The 24,031-nt window shown below is 67.2% G+C and carries 16 protein-coding genes; 4 read left to right on the top strand and 12 right to left on the bottom strand.

What is annotated here, in order from left to right; all coding sequences use genetic code 11:
* Nucleotides 1–6 precede the first annotated feature (6 nt).
* Nucleotides 7–1,191 (bottom strand): epoxide hydrolase family protein, encoded by a 1,185-nt coding sequence (locus AB0H87_RS00530; RefSeq protein WP_360137204.1) that lies wholly within the window; start codon nt 1,189–1,191, stop codon nt 7–9.
* 63 nt (nt 1,192–1,254) lie between these two features.
* On the opposite strand from AB0H87_RS00530, the gene AB0H87_RS00525 reads away from it, so the two are divergent.
* Nucleotides 1,255–2,232, top strand: a complete 978-nt coding sequence (locus AB0H87_RS00525) for a YafY family protein (protein ID WP_360137201.1) — start codon at nt 1,255–1,257, stop codon at nt 2,230–2,232.
* Nucleotides 2,233–2,971: 739 nt separating this feature from the next.
* Here AB0H87_RS00525 and AB0H87_RS00520 read toward each other — a convergent pair.
* The 8 genes from AB0H87_RS00520 to AB0H87_RS00485 all read right to left on the bottom strand — a co-directional run bounded on the left by AB0H87_RS00520 (nt 2,972) and on the right by AB0H87_RS00485 (nt 15,796).
* Entirely contained in the window at nt 2,972–3,637 is a 666-nt protein-coding gene (locus AB0H87_RS00520; protein WP_360137198.1) for an IS5 family transposase, read from the bottom strand.
* Nucleotides 3,638–3,667: 30 nt separating this feature from the next.
* Nucleotides 3,668–4,342 (bottom strand): DUF998 domain-containing protein, encoded by a 675-nt coding sequence (locus AB0H87_RS00515; RefSeq protein ID WP_360137195.1) that lies wholly within the window; start codon nt 4,340–4,342, stop codon nt 3,668–3,670.
* A gap of 1,402 nt (nt 4,343–5,744) precedes the next feature.
* Nucleotides 5,745–8,639, bottom strand: coding sequence for a glycoside hydrolase family 9 protein (locus AB0H87_RS00510; protein ID WP_360137192.1), 2,895 nt, complete (start codon nt 8,637–8,639; stop codon nt 5,745–5,747).
* Nucleotides 8,640–8,996: 357 nt separating this feature from the next.
* Nucleotides 8,997–9,251 (bottom strand): hypothetical protein, encoded by a 255-nt coding sequence (locus AB0H87_RS00505; RefSeq protein WP_360137189.1) that lies wholly within the window; start codon nt 9,249–9,251, stop codon nt 8,997–8,999.
* Nucleotides 9,252–9,626: 375 nt separating this feature from the next.
* A complete protein-coding gene (locus tag AB0H87_RS00500) occupies nt 9,627–10,532 on the bottom strand; it encodes a phosphotransferase (RefSeq protein WP_360137186.1) in 906 nt (301 codons plus the stop codon).
* A 1,078-nt stretch (nt 10,533–11,610) separates the two neighbouring features.
* The gene (locus tag AB0H87_RS00495) at nt 11,611–14,322 is read right to left on the bottom strand and encodes an AAA family ATPase (protein ID WP_360137183.1); all 2,712 of its coding nucleotides are present in this window, start codon (nt 14,320–14,322) and stop codon (nt 11,611–11,613) included.
* 466 nt (nt 14,323–14,788) lie between these two features.
* Complete coding sequence (locus tag AB0H87_RS00490; RefSeq protein WP_360137180.1) at nt 14,789–15,010, bottom strand: hypothetical protein; 222 nt, start codon at nt 15,008–15,010, stop codon at nt 14,789–14,791.
* A gap of 261 nt (nt 15,011–15,271) precedes the next feature.
* The gene (locus tag AB0H87_RS00485) at nt 15,272–15,796 is read right to left on the bottom strand and encodes a hypothetical protein (RefSeq protein ID WP_360137177.1); all 525 of its coding nucleotides are present in this window, start codon (nt 15,794–15,796) and stop codon (nt 15,272–15,274) included.
* Between the two features lie 215 nt (nt 15,797–16,011).
* Here AB0H87_RS00485 and AB0H87_RS00480 point away from each other — a divergent pair, with 215 nt between their 5' ends.
* The 3 genes from AB0H87_RS00480 (at nt 16,012) to AB0H87_RS00470 (ending at nt 17,925) form a co-directional block, all read left to right on the top strand.
* Entirely contained in the window at nt 16,012–16,386 is a 375-nt protein-coding gene (locus tag AB0H87_RS00480; RefSeq protein ID WP_360137174.1) for a hypothetical protein, read from the top strand.
* The gene (locus tag AB0H87_RS00475) at nt 16,364–17,581 is read left to right on the top strand and encodes a hypothetical protein (RefSeq protein WP_360137171.1); all 1,218 of its coding nucleotides are present in this window, start codon (nt 16,364–16,366) and stop codon (nt 17,579–17,581) included. Before AB0H87_RS00480 ends, AB0H87_RS00475 begins: the two co-directional genes overlap by 23 nt.
* Nucleotides 17,582–17,793: 212 nt before the next feature.
* A complete protein-coding gene (locus AB0H87_RS00470; protein WP_360137168.1) occupies nt 17,794–17,925 on the top strand; it encodes a hypothetical protein in 132 nt (43 codons plus the stop codon).
* A gap of 72 nt (nt 17,926–17,997) precedes the next feature.
* Here the strand turns inward: AB0H87_RS00470 and AB0H87_RS00465 are convergent, their stop codons facing one another.
* The 3 genes from AB0H87_RS00465 to AB0H87_RS00455 form a co-directional block, all read right to left on the bottom strand.
* Nucleotides 17,998–18,825, bottom strand: a complete 828-nt coding sequence (locus AB0H87_RS00465) for an aminoglycoside phosphotransferase family protein (RefSeq protein WP_360137165.1) — start codon at nt 18,823–18,825, stop codon at nt 17,998–18,000.
* A 2,208-nt stretch (nt 18,826–21,033) separates the two neighbouring features.
* Nucleotides 21,034–21,525, bottom strand: coding sequence for a hypothetical protein (locus tag AB0H87_RS00460; protein ID WP_360137162.1), 492 nt, complete (start codon nt 21,523–21,525; stop codon nt 21,034–21,036).
* Nucleotides 21,526–21,628: 103 nt separating this feature from the next.
* Nucleotides 21,629–23,587, bottom strand: a complete 1,959-nt coding sequence (locus AB0H87_RS00455; protein WP_360137159.1) for a NucA/NucB deoxyribonuclease domain-containing protein — start codon at nt 23,585–23,587, stop codon at nt 21,629–21,631.
* Between the last annotated feature and the right edge of the window lie 444 nt (nt 23,588–24,031).

Genomic DNA, 24,031 nt, shown 5'->3' with positions numbered 1-24,031 from the left:
GGCGGATCAGCGAACCTTGCGGAAGAACTGCTGGATGTCGTGGACGAGCAGATCGGGCGCGTCGTGGGCGGCGAAGTGGCTGCCCCGGTCGTAGACGCTCCAGGAGACGATGTTTTCGTGGTCGCGGTCGGCGAACGTCCGGATCGACTGGTAATCCCAGGCGAAGTTGGCCAGGCCGAGGGGCACGGTGGTCGGTTTCGGCACGGTGGTGCCCCGGCCGTTCGACTTCTGCTGTACGGGGGCCGCCGCCGCGTCCTCGTAGTAGAACCGGGCGGCTGAGGCGGCTGTGTTGGTCAGCCAGTAGATCATCACGTTCGTGAGCACGTAATCCGGGTCGAGCGAAGCGCCGAGCAGCTGCGCGTTCCAGCCCAGCAGGCCGGCCGGGGAGTCGGCTAGAGCGTGCGCCAGATTCTGCGGCTCGGTGGACTGGAGCTTGTCGTACGCGCCCCGGTTCTGGGTGAACCACTCGGCGAACGCGAGCTTGCCGCGCTCCTCCTCGGAGAGGCCGGCCAGTTCGGCGGGGTCGCCCGACGGGAACGAGAAGACCTGTGTCACGTGCACGCCGCAGACGTGCTCAGGATCGACCCGGCCCACCTCGGGCGAGATCAGCGATCCGCCGTCGTTGCCGGCCGCGCCGTACCGGTCGTAGCCGAGCCGCTGCATCAGCTCGGCCCAGGCCCGGGCCACCCGGTACCGGTCCCAGCCGCGCTCCCGGGTCGACCCGGAGAAGCCGAAACCCGGCACCGACGGAATGACCAGGTGGAACGCGTCCGCCGGGTCGCCGCCGTGCGTTCGTGGCTCGGTGAGCGGGCCGATCACATCCAGCCACTCGACCACCGAGGTCGGCCAACCGTGGGTCAGTATCAGCGGCGTCGCGTCCGGCTCCGGCGACCGCACGTGCAGGAAGTGGATGTTCTGGCCGTCGATCTCGGTGGTGAACTGCGGGTACGCGTTCAGCCTCGCCTCCCAGGCCCGCCAGTCGTACCCGGTCCGCCACCGCTCGACCAGCTGCCTCACGTAGCCCACCGGGACGCCGTACTCCCAACCGGGCGGCACCGGACCAGCCGGCGCCGACTCGTCCGCGGGCAGTTCCTCCGCCCACCGAGTGCGGGCCAGCCGCTGCTGGAGATCGTCGAGCTCGGCCTGGGGGATGTCGATCCGGAACGGTGCGATCGTGCTGTCGTTCGTCATGGTCATCAGCGTAGGAGGAAATTAGGCAAGGCCCGTTCCTAATAAACTGGCATACTGCGAAGAATGTTGGAAACCGCGGCGCGGCTGCTGCGCCTGCTCTCGCTACTCCAGACACCCCGCGAGTGGACCGGCGCCGAACTGGCCGAACGGCTGTCGGTCAGCACCCGGACCGTTCGCAACGACGTGGACCGCCTGCGGAACCTCGGCTATCCGGTGCACGGCAGCCGGGGCGCGGTGGGCGGCTACCGACTCGGCGCCGGGGCCACGCTGCCGCCACTGCTGCTCGACGACGAGGAAGCGGTCGCGGTGGCGATCGGGCTGCGCACTGCCGCCGGCGGCACGATCACCGGGGTCGAGGAGACCTCGTTGCGCGCGCTGGCCAAGCTGGAGCAGGTGCTACCGGCGCGACTCCAGCGTCGCGTTGACGCCCTCAAGCGGTACGCCGTCGTGGTGCCGCGGGACGACCTGGGGCCGCGGGTGGACGCGGACAGGCTGAGTGTCCTCGCCGCAGCCTGCCGGGACCACGAGCGCTTGCGATTCGGCTACCGAAGCCACGACGGCTCCGAGAGCCGGCGCGAGGTGGAACCGTACCGGCTGGTCAACTGGGGACGACGGTGGTATCTCGTCGGGTTCGACGTCGAGCGGGCCGACTGGCGAACGTTCCGGGTGGACCGGCTCCACCCACGTACCCCGACGGGCCCCCGATTCATCCCCCGCGATCTCCCCGAGGAAGCCGTCGACCAGGTACGCCGGGGCGTGTCGTCGGCCGCATGGCGGTACCGGGCCCAGGTCGTCGTACACGCACCGGCCGAACAGCTCGTCGAGCAAATCAACGCCGCCATCGGCACCATCACCCCGGTCGACGACACCCACTGTCTGCTGGACACCGGCGCGGACGGCATCGAGGCGCTCGCCGTCCACCTCGGCCTGCTCGGCGTCGACTTCACCGTGACGGAACCCGCGGAACTCGTCGAACTCGTGCGTACGCTCGCCGGCCGCTACCACCGCGCCACCACCGAACCGCGTCCGCAGGACACCTAAGCCAGGGCCGCCTCGGACCGCCCGGCACGACCCATCGTCACCATCAAGGTCGCACGGATTACCGCAGACCGACAGGACGATCCGCACACCCGAGGCATGCACTCTTCTCGGCAGAAGCGGATGCGGCATTCGACATTCGAGTACATCGCCGAGGCTGCCCATCATGATCCACGCTTCACCTGCCACGTGCGCAGGTCCCCACACCGGCTACCCACCCAGCGACCCCCTGCGGCCTGATCAGTCGCCCAGGTACACGTTCGTGACCAGGGACAACCGCCCGGACGGTGCGCAGTTGTGGGCTGTATCCTGCCCTCGAGATCAACCTGCGCCTCGGTGGTATTCGCCCAGCCCAGGGCCCGTGCCTCGACGCGTCTGGGGGCGCGTTTGGTTCGTGAAGGTCGTGTCGAGGTGGGGCTCGAACCTACGCTCGATCAACCGACCACGATCTGTTAGCGCGGGCTGACGGTTGCCCCGGTTCGCCGACGAAACCTCAGCTATTGGGTGCGAGCAGCCCGCCGCCGCCGACCTGACCGCTGGCGGCATCCCGCCTCGGTGGGTGCGGACGAAGTTTCCATACAGACATCGGAAGATCGACTTCGATGAAGGTCGAATTTTGTTGCGCGGTAGTCAGGCCAGGCGGGACGAGAGCTACGTACGATCGATGTTGCGCCCCGGTCGACGAGTCGTGTCCCCCGCGAGCTGCGCGGAATTAGTATTTAGAGCGTGTTTGAGATGTTGTTTAGATCCAGGCGAAGGTGCGGCGGAGTTGGCTTTGGGCGGGGTGGCCGCGGGTGATGCGGCCGAGCATGCCGTTGATGGCGGCCCAGCGGATGACGGCTTCGGAGGCCTCGGGATGGCGTTCGTAGTCGCGGGCCACCCGGCGGTGGGCGGTGAGCCGGGCCAAGGTGCCTTCCACTACCCAGCGTCGCGGATGGACAGCGAATCCCTGCTGGTCGGCGGGTTTGCGTACGATCTCTACGGTGGTCTTCAATGTGTCGCGGGCCCAGTCGACAAACCGGCCAGCGAAGCCCTGGTCAGCGAAGACGTGTCGGACCGGGCTCCTGAGATACATGCCCAGTAGCGCAGTCTTGCCGCCGTCGGGGTCCTGCCATGAGGCTGCCAGGACGGCGACGGCGATGAGGAGGCCGGCAGTCTCGGTGACAATGAACCTTTTGCGGCCGTCGATCTTTTTGCTGGCGTCATAACCGCGGGAGTCTGTTCCGACGGTGTCGGCGCCTTTGACGCTCTGCCGGTCGAGGACTCCGGCGGAGGGTTCGGGCTCTCTGCCTTGGGCTGTCCGGGCCTTGATTCGCAGTGCGGTCAGTAGCTTCTCCGTGACGCCGGCGTCTTCCCATCGCGCGAAGTGCCAGTACACCGTTTGCCACGGTGGCAGATCAGCCGGCATCCACGGCGGAATCGCACCGTGACGCCGGTTTCACTGGTGACCGCGGCCACTGTTCCGCGCTGTGCGTAGTAGGAAAATTCCAATGCCTCCGAGCCAGAAAAGCAAAGTGAACACGGCGATGCGCTCCATGCCGCCCTTACCAATGCCGAGCCACGGGCCGGCGAAATGCAAATACGATGCAACGAACGCGGTGGCCCCGAGAGCGCGAGAGGTCCATCGCGCCTTCCACATGGCCGAATCGCGGCGCACGAACCCGCTGGCCAGCAACCCGATGTTCGCAATCGGCATGACGAGTAGCGCAGCCAGCAGGTGCATGCCGAGATTTACATCGGCAGGAAAGACTCCCACTAACACGTAGCCGGTAGCGGCCAGCAGAATACAGCCGCGGGCAAGGGTTGCTCGTCTCCCTCGGCCCCACGCGCTTCGTACCAGGATCACACCTGCTCCAACTAGACACCCGAGCACTATCACACCGGCGTTGAAAAAGAGGTGCAAAGGAGAGCAGATGTCGCGCCCATCAAAAAAGCCACAGCCAACGTTCCCAAGGTCGCTGATGTTGTTGCTCGCCCAGCTATAGTCAATTGGCCACGCAAGCTCAGTTAGCAGGTTCACCACTAATAGTACCGGCGGCACCGCAGCAAGGGTTATCGCACCGATACCAACCGCGTTGAGTTTCCTGGAAGCAATTGTCTTGCTGTTGATCATCGAGGCTCCGTTATTTGTTTGCAGACATCAGGACCCTCCCATGCTCATTCGGACTTGCACCAGCACACTGGCAATACCACCCAGGTAGTCCTAGCCCTACCTGCAGGACGATCAGAAAACCGTGCGAGTCATGTGTAACCCGCCGTCAGGTAAGGGCTCTTCCACCATCAGCGCCCGGGATAGACGGCGATCCCTGCCGGTCTTTACTGCCTGTCACCGGCTGACCCGCACCCGCGAACACCGCCCCGCGGTCCTCCGAAGCCATCACCCGGCGGGCACCACCAACCGCAGGCTCCGTCGGATCACTCGCAGCCAGCCGCCCAACGACAACACCACCGCGTTCACCTGGATCTAACCGACATCTCAAACACGCACTTAGAGATGACTACAGCGAGGGTTGTGAACGAAGACACTGGCGAGAAGCTGGGCACCGCCGAGCGAAATGAGAGCATCAATACCAGTCGAGTCACGGTCGACGGTGTGGAATACGACGTTGTCCGGCAATCCTGGTATGGTCCGGAACTCCTGATCGGGGTGTGGCCCTCTTGCGGCCGGATAAGCGAGGAAATGCAATCTGGTCGGTGGGTGCACGTAGCCGCCCATCCGTAGCCAGGCCGTGGCTGGCCAGCGATGGACAAGTCGGGACAGCTCACAGGACTCCTGCGCAACTGTCAGCGGCCATGCCGAAGACAGTTGCATAGTGCGCCACGAGCAGCGCTGGAGGGAGGTCGCCGGGGGGTGACCGGCCAATCGTGTGTTCACCGCCACGCGCTATCCCCGTTCGATGCTTTTCGCCAGCGTGTTCGCGCTGTTTCGAAGGTCATTCGGATAGCTCAGCTCTCCCCCGATCTCGCGGAGCTTCTTCGCGCGCTCGGTCCACGGAGGGTCAACTTCTCGCCTTGTGCCGACGCGGTCAATCGCCGACGTAGACGTCCGTGACCAGGGACAACCGCCCGGACGGTGCGCAGTTTTTGGGCTGGATCCCGCCCTCGAGAAAGACCTGCTCGTTCCATCGCATCTTCCCAGCTCAAGGCCTGCGTCTCGATGCGCGTAGGGGCGCGTCTCGGCCCGTCGAGGTGGGGCTCGAACCTGCGCGCTACGAACCCACGCAGAATTCGAGCTCCAGGGGTCGAGAACGGACTGAGCCGATCGCAGAGCCTGCATCCAGTCGGCGACCGTTACTCGGAAAGGCTCAGTGGGCGGCGGCCATGCGGCGGCAGAACGACGTGTGGACCAGCGGTGATCGGATCCTGCGGTTTCCGGCCTGGCTGTCCGCGCCCGCCCCGACTAGTAGCCGCCACGGTCCATCGAGTCCTCACCGCATCGGCTGGCGACCCTCACACGTGAATCTTGGACAGTTACCGCTCTGCGGAACGGTAACTGTCCAAGATCTCGACGCGAATCAGGCGGTGCAGGCGACGCCGTTGAGGGTGAAGCTGGTCGGCCTCGGGTTGCTGCCCGTGTGGGTGCCGTTGAAGCCGATGCCGGTCGACGCCCCCGGTGCCAGCGCACCGTTGTAGGACAGGCTCGTCGCGGTGACCGCCGTACCGGTTTGGGTGAACGTCGCCGACCAGCCCTGGCTGACCCTCTGCCCGGTGTGCGGGAAGGTGAAGCCGAGGCTCCAGCCGTTGATCGCGGTCGTCCCGGTGTTGCTGATCGTGATGTTCGCGGTGAACCCGCTGCCCCAGTCGTTTGTCGCGTACGCCACCGTGCAGGCACCGGCGGCGGGCGGCGCCGACGTGGTCACGGTGACCGACGCGGACGCCGGGGAGGTGTTGCCGGCCGCGTCGGCGGCCACCACGTAGAAGGTGTACGCGGTGGCCGCGGTCAGCCCGGTCACCGCGAGCGTGGTGCCGGTGGGCGACCCGACGAGCGGGTCCGTCGCGCCGTTCTCCCGGTAGACCCGGTAGCCGGTGACGCCGACGTTGTCGCTCGACGCCGCCCAGCTCAGGGTCACCCCGCTTGCGGTGATCGTGGACGCGGTCGGCTGGCCGGGCGCGGTCGGCGCGACGGCGTCCAGCGCGGGCGGGTCGGTGGTGGTGACGGAGACCGGTGCGGACGCGGCGGAGCGGTTGCCCGCAGCGTCCTTGGCCACCACGTAGAACGCGTAGGACGTGGCGGCGGTCAGCCCGGTCACCGCGAACGTGGCGGCGGGGGGCGAGCCGACGAGGACGTCGGTGGCGCCGGCCTCGCGGTAGACGTCGTACCCGGTGACGCCCACGTTGTCGGTCGACGCCGCCCAGCTCAGGGTCGCGCCGGTCGCGGTGACCGCCGACGCGGTCGGCCGGCCGGGCGCCGTGGGCGCGGTGGTGTCCGGGGTGGGCGCGCCGGGCTCGACGCCCCAGACCCGCCGACCACCGGCGTAGAGCGGCACGTTGCGGTTGGGCCCGGCGACGGTGCTGTACGACGGGTCGTTGGTCGGGTCCCAGGTGCCACCCTCCGGTACGCCGACCTTGAACTGCACCTCCATCCGGTGCTGCGACTGCCCGGCCGGGGCGATGGTGTGCCCGGTGCAGTCGACCTCGACGTACCAGAGGTCGCCGGAGACCTGGCGGGCCGTGGACGGCGACGGGCAGCCCTGGGTGTAGCCAGGGGTGACCACGACGGGCGTCGCGCCCTCGGCGCGGAAGTAGTAGCGGAACTTCGCGTCGGTCAGGGCGCGGGCCGGGTACGCGGAGCGGTTGTAGATGATGGCCTTGAGCCCGGTGCCCCGCGGCTCGGCCTGCATCACCGTGGTCTCCACGGTCAACTCGTCGCGGTCCGGGGTCTCGGCGACCGGGAAGTTCGCCAGCGGGGCGCCGCCGTGCTTGGTCACCAGCGCGGCGAGCGCGGAGGTGAAGCCGGCGTTGTAGTCGGTGGCGACCTCGTTCATCACGTAGTCCGACCGGGTGTCGCTGTACGCGTCGTTGGCCGACGAGGGCCCACCCACCAGCGCGCCGTAGAGCACATGCCGGGTCTCCTCGGGCACGGTCTGGCTGTCCCACCAGGAGCCGTGCGCGGTGCGGTGGTGCGGGTTCTTCGGCGAGTTGGCGCCGAACCCGATGACGTAGCTGGAGTTGCGCGGGTTGTCGCCGAGCGCGTAGTTGATCTGCCGCAGCGCGAAGTCCTGGTACCGCGCCTTGCGGGTGGCGTCGGTGAGGTGGTCACCGTGCAGCAGGGCGACGAAGCTGGTGTTCGCCGCGTAGCGCAGCGCGCCCCACGAGTCGAGCACCGCCATGCCGCCCGGCGAGTACGGCACCCGTTGCCCGTTCACGCCGACGGTCCAGTAGTCGAGCCACCGGTTGGCGTCGTCCAGGTACTTCTGCTTGCCGGTCAGGCGGGCCAGCAGCACGTACGCGCCGTACTGCTTGTTGTCCCAGGCGATCGTCCACTTGTAGGACTTGGTGGTGGTCTGGTTCTCGTTGCCGAGCAGGTCGTACTCGCTCTCGGCCTTGGCGAGGTATGTGGCGTCGCCGGTGGCCCGGTACAGCCAGATCGCACCCCAGACCAGCTCGTCCTGGTAGCCGCTCCACGACCGGTAGAAGTTGGTCGCGTCGGTGATGCACTCGTGGTAGCTCTTCCGCACCGTGTCGGCGAACGTGTAGAGCTGCTTCGCGTGGCCGAGCAGCTTGTCGGCGTACGCGGCGTCGGTTGGTCGGAAGACCATGGACGACGCGGCCATCGCCGCCGCGGTCTCCCCGGCCAGGTCCGCGCCGCCACAGCTCGCATCGATTTTGTACGAGGGACGCGCCATCGGCATCACCTCGGCCGGACCCCACCACTTGTGGTCGGCGTCGCCGTTGCCGATCTGTCCGTAGAGGACGTTCGGTGACGGGTGCGCCTTGACGAAGTAGTCGTTGACGAAGCGCAGGTTGTTGAGCAGGTGCGTGAGCTGCCCGGAGGCCACGTAGCCGTCCCGGTACTCGACCGCGCCCCAGGCGAGCATGGTGGCGCTGAACGCCATCGGGAAGCCGAACTTGACGTGGTCGCCGGCGTCGAACCAGCCGCCGGTCAGGTCGACCCCGACGTCGGCGCCGTCGGTCAACGCGGAGTCCCCGCGCCAGGACACGCGGTTCCAGGAGGGCTTGGGGCCGGACTGCTGGGCCTCGTAGAAGAGGAGGGACTTCTGCAATGCCTCGGCGTAGTTGTAGGCGGGCGCGGCGGCCTGCACGGCGGTCGTGGCGGGGACGGCCGCGGACGCGGGACCGGGGACGGCGCCGACGGTGAGCCCGGTGACCAGGGCCGCACCGGCGGCGAGGACACGGCGTGGCCACGGCTGGTCGGACCGCGCCCGCCGGAGGCGTCTGACGTGGTGCATGACGGTTACTCCTGTCGCAGGGTGGGGGCAGGTCCAGGGCTCGGGAGCGCTCCCATGGATAGACGACAATGTAACGGGGCGTCATCAGTTTGTGAAGGGCGGTCACTCTCATCGGCATGAGCGGATGCGGCGCTTGACAGTCTGGTCTCCCGCCCGGGACTACCGGCCATGATCCACATTTCGCGCCGCCGACATGCGCAGGTCGCCAGGCCACCTGCCCGCCCAGAGACCGCCTACAGCCGCGGTAAATTGCCGACGTAGACGTGCGTGACCAGGGACAACCGCCCGGCCGTGCGCAGTTTCGGGCTGTATCCCGCCGTCAAGATCGCGCTGCGCGGCGGGCGCTGTTCTCGCAGGTCAGGGGCCAGCCGAGAGTGCGTCTCGGGCCGCGTTTCGAGGCATGGAGGTGGGGCTTGACGCGACATAGCGCGCGAGGTTCGCTGACTCGGCGGGTTCGAGTTCGGCGCGTAGCCGGTCGGCGGCCGCCACCGCCGTCGGCGAACGCACGGAGAGGAGAAGCTGCTTACGGCGGGTGGCATCGACCACGCGGGTACCAAGCTTGAGCAGCGCTGCGCCGGCCGCTCGAGCGACCTGTGTTTCGAAGCCGTTCACCAGTCACCATCTCCCCCGTCAGGCCCGGGCTCGACAAACGCACGGCATGGCGCTAGGTGGGAACAGCAAGCCACGGCGGCCCGCGAAATCAGAGAACGCTTGACCTCGGACACCACGGCAGCGCCGCGTTGCCTGGACTCCGAGTGCGCTCTAGCTGGGCAAACGCCACGATGCTGTCCCAATCACCAACTCAGCGTTGATCAAATCCTGTTCCCATGCTTGGCGTAACCTGCCATTGATTTCGAGTAGCGCGTTTGCCCGGGCCCGGGCGATTCGAACCTGCGCCGCAGACTTTCGAACCGCCCAACGGCTTCGGGGTGCGCCTTCCATGCGGTCGCCTGACGAAGGCGGCGCGATGTTCCTACTCGTGCTGCTTCACGGCGCGGCGGCCCTCTCGTTCAGGCGGTTGAGCCAGGCGTACGCCTCCGCGAGGCCGCGTTCGTTGTCGGCGGCGCTGATGATGCCGGTCAGGTCGTGGGTTGCGATGCGGTGGGCGAAGTAGTCGGCCTGCACCGCCCACCGGAAGCGCAGCATCACCCACATCGCCCGTTCGACCTCGGCCCGTGGCACCACTCCTTGTTCCAGATAGGCCTCGATCAAGGCATCGGCGTGGTCTGGCCCTCCGGCGTACATGACGGCCGACGCCAGGTCATACAGCAATGGACCGAGCATGGCGGTGCTCCAGTCGATCAAACCGCAGACTCCCTGAGGGCTGGCCATCCGGAACGCCTCCGGTGCGGGATCGGTGTGCAGCAGGCCCCACGACAGCGTTCGAGGATTGAGCTCGTCGTAAGCCGCGACAGCTGCGGCGACGGCCGCTCGCACCCACGGTCGAATGCTCAGGTGCTCACCCTGCGGGTCGACCCAATGAAACCGTTCCGTATCGGGAACCGACACGTCAAGCAGCGTCCGGTGCACTCCTGCGAGAGTCGTGCCGATCAGTTGCTGATGGCCAGGATCGGAGCCCGACAGTTCCTCGCCCGGAACCCAGGTCAGCAAGGCCAACGGGATGCCATCGACATCAACAACGTGATCTCCGTGGCGGGTCGCCAACGGCGCTCCGGCGGGGATCCCCGCGTTGTCGAGTGCGGCCGCGATCGTGAGGCCCGCCGCGAACGACCGCCGCGAGGCCGGAACGACCGTTTTGGCGACCCAGCGCTCGCCGCCGCTGGCGACGAACCACGTCGCGGAATTCAAACCGCCGTTGTGCACCTCGACCGTTGCCCCTGCCAGTCCCCACAGATCCGCCAGGAACGCACGGAGCGTCACATCACTGATCATGCCTGGAAGTCAAGCAGGCAAGGTCGTAACCGGCGACCGAGTTCCACAACGGACAGCCGCTGGCCTGCCTCGCGGGTAGCAGCGGTTGTGGGTTGCTGCCGCAGCCGCGCAAGCCACTGCCACCGCGCGGGTCCACCCGAAGGCATATAGCCGCGTCGTCTAGTCGCCTGACCCGCCGTGACCCGGACCGGCGGCCGCCTCTACTCGCCCCCGAACGACGCCGGCTGTCCCTGGCGGTGCGTTTGGCCGCCCGACTGGTCGCTTCGGCGACCGTGCACTCATTCAGCGGCAGAAGAGCACGCGCCGCTTCGCGGCAGATGCGCGCGCGCCTGTCCTTGGTTGCACGGGTCGGTGGCGACTCGAGCGTCCACACCTGACGGGCGCGAGAGCGATTGGGATGTGGTCGGCTGTCTCACGATCGTCTCCGGCGATCACGGAGGCGGCCGGTCAGTTCGGTGACGATCGCCTCGTCGGTCAGCTCCGACACATCGAGTCCGGCACCGGGCGTTGCGGGCTGCGGCGCGCAACTGGCTGGGCCGGGTCTCGTCAGCGGCAATCTCGGCCGGCCGCGTGGCGAGCGCTAGGGCCTTTCGGGTCGTCGATGACACCGCCATCTCTAACGCGGGTTCGGATTTGTCTGATCGCCGCGACAACTCTGCATCGACGCCGGCGTCCTGGACTGCCTGGAGCCATTGATCGAGCAGATCCACGGCGACGGTCGACCGCGGAGACTAGGCGCGGCTGCAATAGTTCGGGGAGTGCCGCTGGCCTGCTCGCCTCCTCCGGTTGCCGTCTGACGACGTCAGGTTGGGTAATCAACCTAGGGTGCGGGCGACGCAGCGGTAGTAAATGTGGCCATGGTGGACGCTGGCGATCATCCTGCGGCCGAGCAGCCCGCAGGTGAGTAGTCCGCGGAACAGGTGCGGCTGGGTGCTTCGGCGCGGAGCCTTGTCGGTGTCCGCCGACGGCGCCACGGGTGCGCAGCGTGTCTTAGCGTGCGGCGGGCGTTGCCAAACACAGCCTGCATTGATCGAGGAGGTCGCGTCGCATCCTAGCGTTGGTCTCGGCCCAACCCGGGTCATCGGAGTTGACGGGAGAGCTGTGTACGGGACTTCACGCCGATCTTGCGGTAAACCCGCGTGAGAACTGTCTCGACCGTGCGTGGACTCAGGAACAGTCGGCCTGCGATCTCTTGGTTGGTCGCGCCGGCGGCAGCGAGCTCAGCGACTGCCCGCTCTCCGGAGGTCAGTTCTCCCTCGCCGACCCCGCCGCCCGCACGTGTCAGTTCTCGATCGGCCCGTTCGACCCACAGCGGGAAACCGATGGCGAAGAAGATGTTGCGCGCCTCTTCCAGAGCGGTGCGTGCGGCGGCCTTCTGGCGTGCGCGGCGGCGGGTAACACCGAGGGCCAGCAGTGTTCGGCCACGTTCGAATGGGATATCGAGGCCGTCCACGAGCGATAGGGACTGTGTCAGGTCTTCCAGGGCGCGTTTCGTGTCGCCGGTATAGGCGTTGACGAGCCCCTGGCAGCGCGACGCGACGGCTTGGGATCCTCGCAGGCGCAGACGGTCCGCCTGCGCCCAGAGGCTGGAGGTCACGGACGTTGCGGCGTCGAGTAGGCCGGCTCCGAGGTGCGCTTCGACGGCGTCAGCGTGCCAGCGGTATGTCCCAGGGTGGCCCCATCGCATGCGACGGAGCAGCTTGTCCAGCTCGTTTGCGTAGCGGCTGGCTGCGGCGTGGTCATCCGTCGACAGCTTGACGAAGGCGAGCACCAAGAGGTTTTGTGCGGTGAAGATGGCGTCGCCGCTCTGGGCGGCCATGCGTAGCCCGTCGTTCGCCATTTGGAGCGCGGCGATGGCGTCCCCGCTGCAGGCGGCGATGTGCGCTTGGACGTACAGAGGGAACTGATCGTTCAGCCCGTCGGACTGCAACCGATACCCCTGCGCCGCCAGGTCCGTTGCTTCGCGTAGACGCCCCTGTCGCAGCGCCACCTCGGCGGCGTGTAGCGACAGGCCTCCCTCCGAATAGAGGTCACCCGCCTGATGCGCCTGGTCGATCAGCGAGGCCAAGATATCCGCCGCGGTGGCATTGTCGTCGGCCCAGCTGGCGGCCCAGGCCCGCAGGCGACCCGGGTCTGCGTAATTGCTGTCGGGATGGACTGGGACCAGCGCGTCGAGTCCCCAGTCGAGCGGCCCCTGTCGTGCGCGGCCGAGGAAGAGGTCAATCTCCGCCCTCGCTGTGACCGATCGTGCGACGAGCTGGCCGTCGGGGATGGCGGCGGCGACGGCGCCAGCCGCCGAAGCCTCGGCATGGGCACCGATCAGGTCCCCAATGCATCGCAGCACACCCGCCTTTTGAAGGAGCAGCTCGGCCGTCAGCTCTCGCTCCTTGTTGGGCTGGGAGAGCGCCTCGTCGATGAGGGCGAGGCCACGTTGGATCTCCTGACCCAGCGTCCATTCCAGGGCCTGGAGGCAGCGTGCGCGCTCAGGGCCTGGCGGGAGTTCCTTCAGCAAGGGTTCCAAGCAATGTTGGGCCGCTTGTACCTCCCCGACAGTCGAGTACCAATCCGCGGCTAGGGCCGCGCGACGAACCCGGTCTCGGACCGCGTCGTGGGGAGTGATGGTCAGCGCCTGCCGCATCAGTTCCGCGGCAGTGGCAATGGCTGCGCTGGCGCGCGCGTGATGCGCAGCCGCCTCTATCTCGTCCGCGACGCCACTGTCCCGGCCGGTGGCCGCCAACCCCAGGTGCCGTGCCCTCTCGACCGGATCCACGGCCAGTCGGGCGAGTTCTGCGTGAATTTGACGGTGCTGCGCAGGCGTCGCCTGCTCGCGGACGGTCGCCGCCAACAGCGGATGATCAAAGCGGATAGCCCCATCGACGCTCTGCAGCACCCCCGCTTCAAACGCCTCTGCTAACGGCTGCGGTCCCGACAATCGATCCAGCGTGGGGATCTGCGGACGAGACAACAGCGCCGCCCCGAGCAGGACACGCCGGCATGCCAGCGACAGCGGTGCCAGCCGAGCCTCGAGCACCAGCCGAAACCGGGCCGGCACCAGCAGCTCAGTGACATCCGCTGGAAGCCCCCGAGCTGTCCGAGCGATCTCGACCGCGAGGTAGGGGATCCCACCGGACATGCGATGCAGGGCATCCGCCCGCAATGGCGGTAGGACAAACCCGACGTGCGGCCTGACCACCTCCTCAATCTCCGCGGAAGAGAGTGGTCCGAGCTCGACAACGACGGCACGATCAAATAGCAGCTCCAGCGCGGCCTCCGTTGTGCCACGAACGACGAACGCAGTCGAGATGGGACGGTCCGCCAGGCGCCGCAAGGCGAACGTCAGTGCTCGCCGAGAAGGCATATCCAGCCACTGGACATCGTCTATGGTGAGCAGCAGCCGATGGTGGTGCAGCAGCGCCTCCAGAGCCTCCAGCACGGCCAGATTCACGGCGAGCACATCCTGCCCATCGCGCGGAAGGTCCTCGCGCAGCAACGCAACCCGCAGAGCACGGCGCAGTGGCGGTGACAACTCCGCGGAGACGTCCTCGACATCAGATCCGAGCAGGTCGTACAACCCCGCGAACGGAAGATCGTATTCGGCCGCGGTCGGACGACAGCTCCGCACCCTAAATCCCTCGGCGATCGCCGCCGACGCGATCTCCCCTAGCAGAGCCGTCTTCCCGATCCCTGCCGGGCCGGCGATCAACAGGCGGCCCGGGCCATCTGCGAGCAGGCTGCGGTGCGCCGTGGCCAGTTCGGCAGCTCGGCCCACCACTCGAAACGGTCCAGCCATGACGAGCGCACCTCCCGTCAGCAACCTCCATTCTCGGCAGAAACGACGGCCACAAGCTAGGGAGATATCCGGCCGACGGCTCGATCCAGCGTCTGTCTTAACCCGGCAGAGCAGGATCGGCTCTCCGCTTGCACGGTGCGGCGCTTGCCTCATCTGACGTCAGCGTGCTCTGTCCTCCAGTACGGCGCTGTGGCTCCCCCGAGCGCACGCAACTACGCCATCAAGCCGGTCGATGCCTGCTCCCTGAAGTAGACGACGCAGGCGCCCGAACCCCTCGTGACATGACCGCCACGGTGTGGGGATTCGACACGGGGTTCCACGGATTCGTAGCCGACCAGTCTTGCCTACCGTCCGAGGAGACATCGCGCGTGAAGTGCGATCACAACGCACATGACCCGAGGAGACTCCAATGTCATGTCAACTCCGCACGACAAGTATCGTCACCGCCACAACTGTGGCAGCGGCTTCATTGTTGCTGGGCGCGCTGCCCGCAAGCGCCGCGCCGGCACAGGAACGCGCCGCCCAAATGATCGTCGTTCAGACCTGCCCACGAATCGACGACCTGGCCGATCAACACCGCGCGGTCGGGTTCTCCCCCCACGCGGCGAAGAACTACGCCGAAATCATCCGGCGAGACTGCCTCGACGAAGCGGAACGGTGGGACAGCAGGCTCTGCCAGTTGATCCAACGACGCGTGCTGATCTGTTCGCCCGGTGGGCCTCGGGTGTGGGGTAGATGATGATGTGGGCATGAGACGACGGATGGGTCCGGTCGGCGCCTTGTTTAGGCACAGACCTCTGCCTTCAGAAGCCAGTTCCCGCAAAGCGCGCCGCGTTCGCGGTCGATGGTGACGCCGCGTCGAAGCCGACGCACGCGATCGTGACTACCAGCAGGTGGGCGACGAGCGCCCTCGTTGACCCGTCACATGGAACTCCCGATCAAGGGGTTGTCAACGCGGCGCCGCGGCCGCGCAGGGGATCGTGAAGCCGCGTGTGTCTGGCCTCATGGCGACCTTCTTGCGTGCGCTGTCCCACTCGCCGATCCAGGCGACCGGCACTACGTTCGGCTCGTCGTCTGCATCGCGGACTCCGACGAGGACTGTGCGCCCGGAGAACATCAGGCAGCTGTAGTCCAGGTTGACGTGTTCGTCGCGGTGGATCAGCGGGCCGGCGTCGGCGCCGCCGAGCCGTTGCGGGCGGTCGTCGGGCGACCTGCCGCTGAACACCTCCAATTGATCGCTCTGTGTCCGGGGGCAGCGCATCGCGGTGAAATGGTCGGCGGTGCCGTCCCCGTCGAGGTCGTAGCTGTAGTCGCGTAGCTGGCTGGGCGCCGCTGGTCCGCCGCAGTTCAGGTAGACGCCGAAAGTCTGCGGCACTGTGCTCGGTGCCGGGTGTGGGTCCCCGAGCTGGCCGCAGCCGGCGAGGGTGGTGGCACCGATCAGCAGCAGTGTTGGCAGGGCCGGGTGGCTCCTCATATCCATCACCTCCATGGCCGTTAGCAGTCGCGACATTAAGGGCCGCGACAGCAACGCAGACGTTTTGTTGCGCGTTCCGGCGTCTTTGGCAACAACTGCTCTTCCCCGTCCGCACCGGGTTCCCTACGCTGAGTGATGTGTCCCGGCCCCGATCGACGGCCGGGCCTGGGCGGCCGCACCGCCGCCTCGGGCTGGCGAAACTACGCGATCCGCGCATGCGGATCGCCTGGTTGTTGCGGATCAATCGACGCTACGGCGGCGCGGCCGGTGGGGCACGGGTGGCCGACTTCGCCGCACGCCTCGGCTCGCACGGCTGCCCGGCGTCGGCTGGGCAGGTTAGCCGTTGGGAGAGCGGGACGATCCCCGTTCCTCACCGGGTCATCACCGGGTACGAAAGGGCGCTTGGCCTGCCCGCCAAGGCCCTCACCGGCATCGTCGACGCGGTGCTGCGGCAGACTACCGACCGCCTCGCGCCGTCGCCGCTCGATCGCCGGGTCGACCCAGACGACGCGGCAACGCTCTCCCGCGCCGAGGACTTGCTCGACCGGGCCTTGGACGACGCGCCGGATGAGCGGGTCCGACTGGGATGATCTCACCACGCTCCTCGCCGCGACCCGAAGCGTGCTGATGGCGCCGCGGCACTGGACCCGGTTGGCCGAGCGGCTCCTCTCCGAGCAGCTCATCGCCGACGGCCCGGCCTGGCGCCTGCGCAGTGAAGCGACGCACCGGCTGCTGTGGCACCCGCGCGGGAGGCCACACGTGGTCGCTGCGTGCGCGGCGACGATCCGAGATAGGCGCTGTCCGATCGTCGTCGAGCCATTCGCGATCCTCGACCTCGCAGTCGAACCAGACGTCACCGCGTTACTCTTCGCTCAACTGACCGAGCCAGTCGCCGAGCGCGCCGTCCGCGGCGCGCTGCTGGCCGCCGTGAGCAAGGTGCGACAGCGGCTGTTCACATCGGACGAGCTGCGCCGGATTGCCGATATCGCGATCCACCTGTTGAGCGACCCGAAGCTGCACACCCTGGTCCGGCCCTTGGCTGCCGAGCTCGTCGGCCGCCTGCCGCCGGCGTTGCACGACCACTCGGTCCGGCGCCTGCACCGCGCTTTCGCCGCAGATCCGGGGCTGGCCGGCGTAGTGACCGCACGCCGCACTGCAGACCCCGACCAGTCCAACCGCACCGTTGAACGAGTCGTGGGGCACGTGGTGTCGACCGTTCCCGGTTACACCGATCCCACCTCCGACGAGATGCTGGCGCGGCTCGTTGACGAGATCTTGTTCAGCACCAACCTTGACATCCGACTCCATGCCGCCCAGGTGGCAGGCGCCACGCCTTACCGGGTCCCGCTGGCCCGCGCGCTCGGCGCCGAACTGCGTACGCCGGCGGTAATGCGCGATCCGGCACGGGCCGGCGCCATCCTGGAGGCGTTGCCCTTCCTCGGAGGCGCCGCGGACCGGCGGGTCGTCGAGAACATGGTGCTGGCGTCAGGCCTCGACCCGGCCACGTGCGCCGGCGCCGCATGGGCCATTTCCCATCTGCCCGGTGCTAGCCCGCCAGCGTTTTGGTCGGCCGCTCTCGACCACCATCGTCTCGCCTGGTCACGCACCCACGCCAGAGCGGCGCGGGAGGTCCTCCGCGGGCTCACTTATGCGCTGGGCATCGCCGGCGACACACGCGGGCTGGCGGCCATCGAAGCCGACCTGGCCATGCCGCCGGACAGCCGCGCCTCCGCACGGTGGTGGAGCAACGTACCCACGGTGATCAGAAACAGCGCACGCACATAACCGACTAGCGGGTCGCTGCAAACCGACCGATGACCGGTTGACGCGCCGCCGGACAGCCTGTGGCCCTATTCCTGGGCCCAGCGTGTTCCCAACAGGACCCGTTCCGATATGTACATGTACCATGATGCCGCTCTGGCCGGCCCCTCCTTAACTGCGGTCACTTCCCGTTGCCCACTCGGAACCTGCTTGCGAGCTCTCGGTCCTGTCGCAGCGTGCTGAGGGTCTCGGCTGTCGTCGAGAACAGCAATGACGAGTTTTTCTCCGACGACTGGCAGGGGCGCCTCAGCCTCAGCCACCTTGAACTGATCGACGAAGCCCGCCGCACCGTCCTCGAGCCGCACTGATCAGCACGGCGTGACGTGAACCAGCGGGAACGGCATGGCCGACTGTCCTGTGGATGAGGTGAGTCGGCCTACTTATCCAGACCGAGCCGTTGCCTTCCGGAGTTGGCTCAGCCACTCCATGCCGAGGCGGTGGCCGTCGGGGAACTGGTCGTCGCGATCCCAGCGCCACGCTGTGATCATCGCCAGCATGAGTGTCCGGCAATCTCGGAGCACCTGGTGATCGACGCGCGGGTAATCATCTCCGACCTCGGCGGGCGCGTGGGCCAGGTCGAACTCGATCGGTCCTCGGCAGCACGTCTCGAAGTCGATGAAAAGCGGGCCGATCCGGGTCGCGAGCAGGTTGCCGGGATGGGGTTCGCCGTGTAGGAGCTGCTCAGGGAGGCCGCTGTTGCTGACCGCTCGTCGCATGCGGTCCAACGTGCGGTCGAGGAAGACCCGGTCCGGGTCAGCCAGTTCCGGTGTTCGGCCGTGATCGGCCACGAGCGTCTGGGCCTCAGAAACCCGGTCCGTGAAGTGCGGGGTGGGCAGGTCGACCCTGCGCATTCCAGCGTGCAGACGTTTGAGCGCGTCGACGAAATCCGCGTTTGGGATCGGTTGAGTAGTCACCGGTTCGTAATAAGCCCAGAGGGTGACCACGTAGTCGTCCTGGACGAAGACCTCGGGCCTTAAAAGCGCGGCGACCGGGCTCCCGACCTCGGCCAACCGCTGCGCGACGTCCACTTCAAGCTGTGCGCACTGGTGCGCCGCCGGTGCCACCCGGGCCAGCACGTCGCAGGGCCGCAGATGCAGGGTGAGCTTGTTCGAGTTGTGCAGGACGGCGGCGTCGTGCGCGGTTAGCCCGAGCGACGAGGCGCTCGATAGGGCTGCCTGTGTTGCCCGCTGAACCTCATACGCCTGCATCGGAGGACCGTAGCTCAGCGTTCGTCTCGCATCACCCACGTTTCAGCGCTGGTCCCCCGGCGAATAGATGTTCGCAACCTAACGCCGCGGGAACACCGGAGGGGGACATCTATTGCCGCCGGCCGGTCCTAGCGCTTGCGCTGGTGCGGGCGGCCGGTAAGGAGGTCGGTGGGGACGTTGACCTGCTGCGGGCGCCGTGCCTGCCGCTAGCGCCCCTGCCCTCGTTGAGTGCGCGAGCCTCGACCAGGCCTTCACCGCCCTCCGCCGCACGGAACGTTCCGCAGTCCTGCTAGCTGCCACACCGACGGACCCGGCTGCCCGAGCCCGGCTCGCCGACACCCCTCACCCACCACGCCAACGCGATCCTGATCGGTCCATGGCCAGACGGCCGCACCTGGAACATCGACCGCGACGGCTACCTGCCACCAACCCAATCAGAACCTGTGGGGGCCTGCTCGCCTCTGCCTCCTAACGGAAGGTGCCGCCACCGATCTCGTCCACCTCGCCACCAACCCCACCACTGAGCCGGCCTCCGTGACCCCGCAATGCCTGCGCCCGCGGCAACGCGACCGCCCCCACCGGGTCTCGATGGTCGCTGCGAACGTTGGGTCCGCTGGAGATTCGCCGCCAGGGACACGAGGTACCGATCCGCCGCTCGGCGGCGTGGCAGGTGCTGGTCTACCTAGCCGTCCACCCCGCTGGCGCCACGAGCCACCAGCTCGTCACAGCGATCTGGCCCGCCGAACGTCCGCACTCCACCACCGGCAAGCTCTGAACCACAATCAGCGAACTACGCCGAACCCTTGCCACCGGCGACGCCGCAGATGCGGTCGATCGCGACGGCGACCATTACCAGCTCCACCCACGGCTCGACGTCGACCTCTGGCGGCTGCACGCTGCCGCGGACCTCGCCACACACACCGTCACTAGAGAGGTCCTCATCGACGCGTGGACCACGGTCACGAACCTGTATACAGGGGAGCTTGCCGAGAATCGACGCTGGCCGTGGCTGTCGCCGCAGCGCGAGCACGTACGCCGGACCGTGCTCGACGCCTACGTCGATTAGCCGACCGCAGCACACCCGACTCCGCCCGCGCCACCCTCGAGGCCGCCATCACCATGGACCCTGCCAACACCTACCTGCAGGCACGGCTCGCTGAGCTCGTCGGCAGGTCACGTTCGCGCTGGTGATACGCCGGCGATGTGACAGGCTCGCGGCTCGCCGCCTGACATGCCTGACTGGTAAGGACTGTGTGCCGCGGTCGCACGCGCATGCGGTGACGTCCGAGCTCGCCCGGGTACACACCCAACAACCAGTGCGCCCGCGTCCATTCCATTGCGTCAGCATTTCTCGGCTAACCCAAAAGCACCTCGATCCTGTATGGGTAAATGAATTCAGGATAGGGGCAGCGGGCGATGGAATCGCGTGCAAACGATCCATCCGACCACTTTCGTTGGCCGTAGACGGTTGTGACTCCGCCTACGGAGTTTGTGCACCAGAGTTTGACCTGAACGTAGCCCTCGCCCGTGATGCAACGGGCAACGCCCTCATACCACGAGGGCGAGCCGACATCTGTGTTGTCTCGCATGTAGCCGGTCTGCACACATCCCGCGGCCGCTGCGGGTGCCTGCGCTACTCCGGTTAGTGCGGCGGCTACCAGGGTGACGGCAGCAGCAGCCGCCACTCGTCCTCGGATCCCAGCTTTGATGGATTTGGCAGATTCAATGATCGCCCGTTTTCCATGTTGGCAAGGGTATCCATTTGAGGGGTGTGGGCGCTGCTCTCTCTAATCCATACGCACCAATGGACCAAAATCGTTTAAAGTACCTGCCTCGCAGAACTGGATCTTGTTCTCACCGGGGGGATGTGTGGAACAGGCCGGCTATCTCCGGCTACTCGTCAGCGGAACAGGCTGCCGATGGGCTCGCCGGCCAGCGCGGCCTCGGCATTTGCCGCCGCTGTGCTTCCCCATTCACGCAACCGCCAGGTCAGCATCCGCGAAAGGGGCCAAGTCGAGTTTGTGCTGGCGGTCGCCGACCTGGTCGGCGCCACCAAAACACCGCCGACACGCTGACCCCTCGACCTCGCCCTGCGGATGCTCGGCCTTGACGCCCGGTAACGCCGCGACGCCGTCCCCCACCGACTCATCGCCTGCGAAACCGCTCCTCCACGACCACAGCCTGCGTCCAGATCAACGGCATCGTCTGTCACGCCTTAGCGCCGTCGTCGTCTACTAGGGTCTCGCCGACTGACGCAGGCCAGAGGTGGACCCGCATCTGTTCGAGGGCGTGGGGATCGCCCGGGGTGCGATCTTCGTAGTATGTGGCGACCGCCGCCCGGCCGGTCACCTCTACCCGTACGTGGTAGGGCCCGGGCGACCCGGCCGTGAGCACAGGGCTCACCGCCGCCTCCATCAGGCGCGAGACGTAGATCCGGCCCTCACTCAGGACCATGTTCGTGGTGTCGGAGCGCTCCGCCGCTGGGTCGGGCGGCGGTTGGCCGGGCCACGCCTCGAGGATCACCTCGTCGTCGTGGGCCCAGCCGATCGCGCTCATCAGGTACAGGATGTCGTCGCTGGCGTAGCAGAGGCGGCCTTCCCTGAAGTCGGGGAGGAACGGCTTCTGGTATCCAGTGCCGAGCACGATGACGAAGCCGTGGTCGGGCGTGACGCGCGCCCGCACGCTGCCAAGGGACTGCATGTGTTCCTCTCGACCCGGCGCCGTTCGGCGCCGGTCCGAGCCGGCGGCATCGCCGGCCCGGACCGCGTTGGTGTCAGTCGCACAGATCCGCTTGCGTGGATTCCTAGTTCCGCGGCCAGCGCCGGACACGCACTGCGCCCGACGTCAGTTCCGTGGGCGAAATTCGATCCACATCGTACTCGCGACTGCCCGGGCTGTGGTCGTAGACCACCTGGCCCGTGGCGGTTTCGAAGATGACCAGCCGCACCTTGTCGGTCGGTACGTTCTGGCAGCCAGGGCTATTCGCGCCGTCGCAGGAGTCCCAGCCGTAGAGGACCCAGGTGTAGCCGGTCTGACCGTTCACCGTGCCCGTGCCTCGGCCGGCCACGTTGCCGTCCTCGGTGATGACCAGCCACTCCATCGCGACCAGCTGCAGCCGGAATGGTATTCCGTCCACCCAGGACAGTGCCTGGCCATTTAGCTCCGGGTCGTACGGCCTACTGCCGCCCAGCGGGTATTGGGCGTTGTAGACCAGGTGGGTGGCGCCGGTCGCGGTCGGGTTTCCCACCACCGCCCCAGGTGGTGTGGCGGTAGTCCCGGTGATGGTCGCCGATCCCTCATGCGGGTCGTATACGACGATCATTACGCTCGTGTCGTCCTGGCCGGTGTCGTCGTCGGTCACGCTGGCGGTCACCGTATACATGCCGGCGTGATCGTATCCCTTGACGAGGCCGCAGTTGTTGGGCACCGAGGGCCTGAACGCGGGATCGGAGAACCCCTGATCGAAGTTGTACTGGCAGAAGTGCGTGTCGTTCGTGCCCGGATCGGTGAACGGTGTGTTGAAGACGATCGGGCCGTTCACGCGGAACAGCTGCCAGGCCGTCGGTTCGGTGATTCGGACGGCCGGGCTGACATTGTGGACAGTCACGAGGGTGGAGGCCCTGGCGGCCGGGTTCACTCCGTCGTTGACGGTCAGCTCAGCCAGGAACAGTCCGTCGTCGTTGCACGTTATCGTCGGCTGGGGGATCGTCGCGTCGCTGAACACGCAGCTCGTGCCCGGGTCCACGTTCTCGACCGGCGTCGCCGTCCACTGGATCTGCAGTCCTGGTGACGAGTCGCGCACGGAACCGTACAGCCGCAGTGCCGAGCCCTCGTCGCCGTCGATCTCGGGTCCCGCGCTGACAATCGGCGGACCGTCCGAGTTTCCGCCCTGCCCTTGGCGGTCCAGGACCTGAACGTAGAAGAAGTCGTACGGGGTGTAGAGGATCCGGTCGCGGTTGTAGTACTGGACGAGGGACCCGCCGGCGCTGGAGTTGTCGGGCTGGGGCACGTACTTCACCGAGAAGTTGCCGTCGCCGAGTCCGGCGCCCTGCCAGGTGCTGGCGAACGGGTACTCGTCGCACTGATTGTCGCCCTCGCGCTCCAGGAACGAACACCAGTAGTCCTTGACCGTGCCGTTTTCCTTGTACCGGTCGGAGCCGCTGGACACCCGCTCCAGCCACGTGAACGCGCTCGACTCGCCCGTGTACTTCCCCGGAATCACCTTGTTGCTGCCGTCCAATTTGGGCGGCCAGGTGGTATTCGGCTGGTCCTGGGCCTGCCGGATGTGTTCGGCCACCGCCTTGTGCCCGCTGTTCGTCCCGTCGGCGTTCAGGATCCAGTACTGGAGGTGGGGAATGACGTCGTAGAAAATGCACGCCTTCGCTGCGTTCGGGATGTACGTCGCCGAGTCGCAGCGGATGCCGTAGTCGCCGTTGAATTCCGAGACGCCGTCGAAGTACTCGGCCTCGATGGCGAAGTCGTGCCACAGCACCTTTTCTGGGCCGAGGCCCTCGGTCTCGTCCGAGCTCAAGGTGAACGAGATCCAGTCGCGGGAGACCCGAAGAGCCAGCCACTGCGCCATGGTCAGGTTGTGGTCGTCGGGCTCCTGGCAGGACGAGATGTTTGTGAGGCAGACGATGTCGAGCCCGAACTTGGTCGTCGGGGTGTAGGACTTCGCGAAGGCTACCTCGTTGGGCCGCACGAACAGGCGCACGTTGCGTTGACCGTCGTCGCGGCCGTAGCCGACGACGGTCAGGTCCATCCACATGAACCCGGTGCGCTGGCCGGTGCTGTCGACGACGTAGTGGAAGGCGATCATGTTGCGACACCACTGGAACCGGTTCTTCACGAACCCGTACTCGTCGGCCGACGCGGCGCGGCTGTTCTCGCACTCCCGCGCGAAGTCCTCGTCTGGCACCGCTGGCGGGCTGGGTGCGAACCCCGTGATGCCGGCGTCGCCGGCCGGCTCCGGGGCCGGGGTGTACGAGTGGTTACCCGACTCGAGCGCCTTCGCGCGCGCCTGCTCAGGGGTGACGCCGGTATCCGCCTTAGGGTCCGGCGCCGGGGTGGTCGGCGCCGGCCCGCCGGCCGCCGCGGTACCAGCCGCCAGGCGCTGGCGATGTTGATCCTCATCGTGATCCCTTCCTCAGCCACCGCTCGACGATGGGTTCCAGCGGCGTCGTGTCGATGTGATGGAACTTGTAAC

The organism is Asanoa sp. NPDC050611 (assembly GCF_040654855.1).
Lineage (GTDB): Bacteria > Actinomycetota > Actinomycetes > Mycobacteriales > Micromonosporaceae > Asanoa.
Note: the sequence above shows the minus strand (reverse complement) of the source record. Positions and strands in the feature narration are given on the sequence as shown.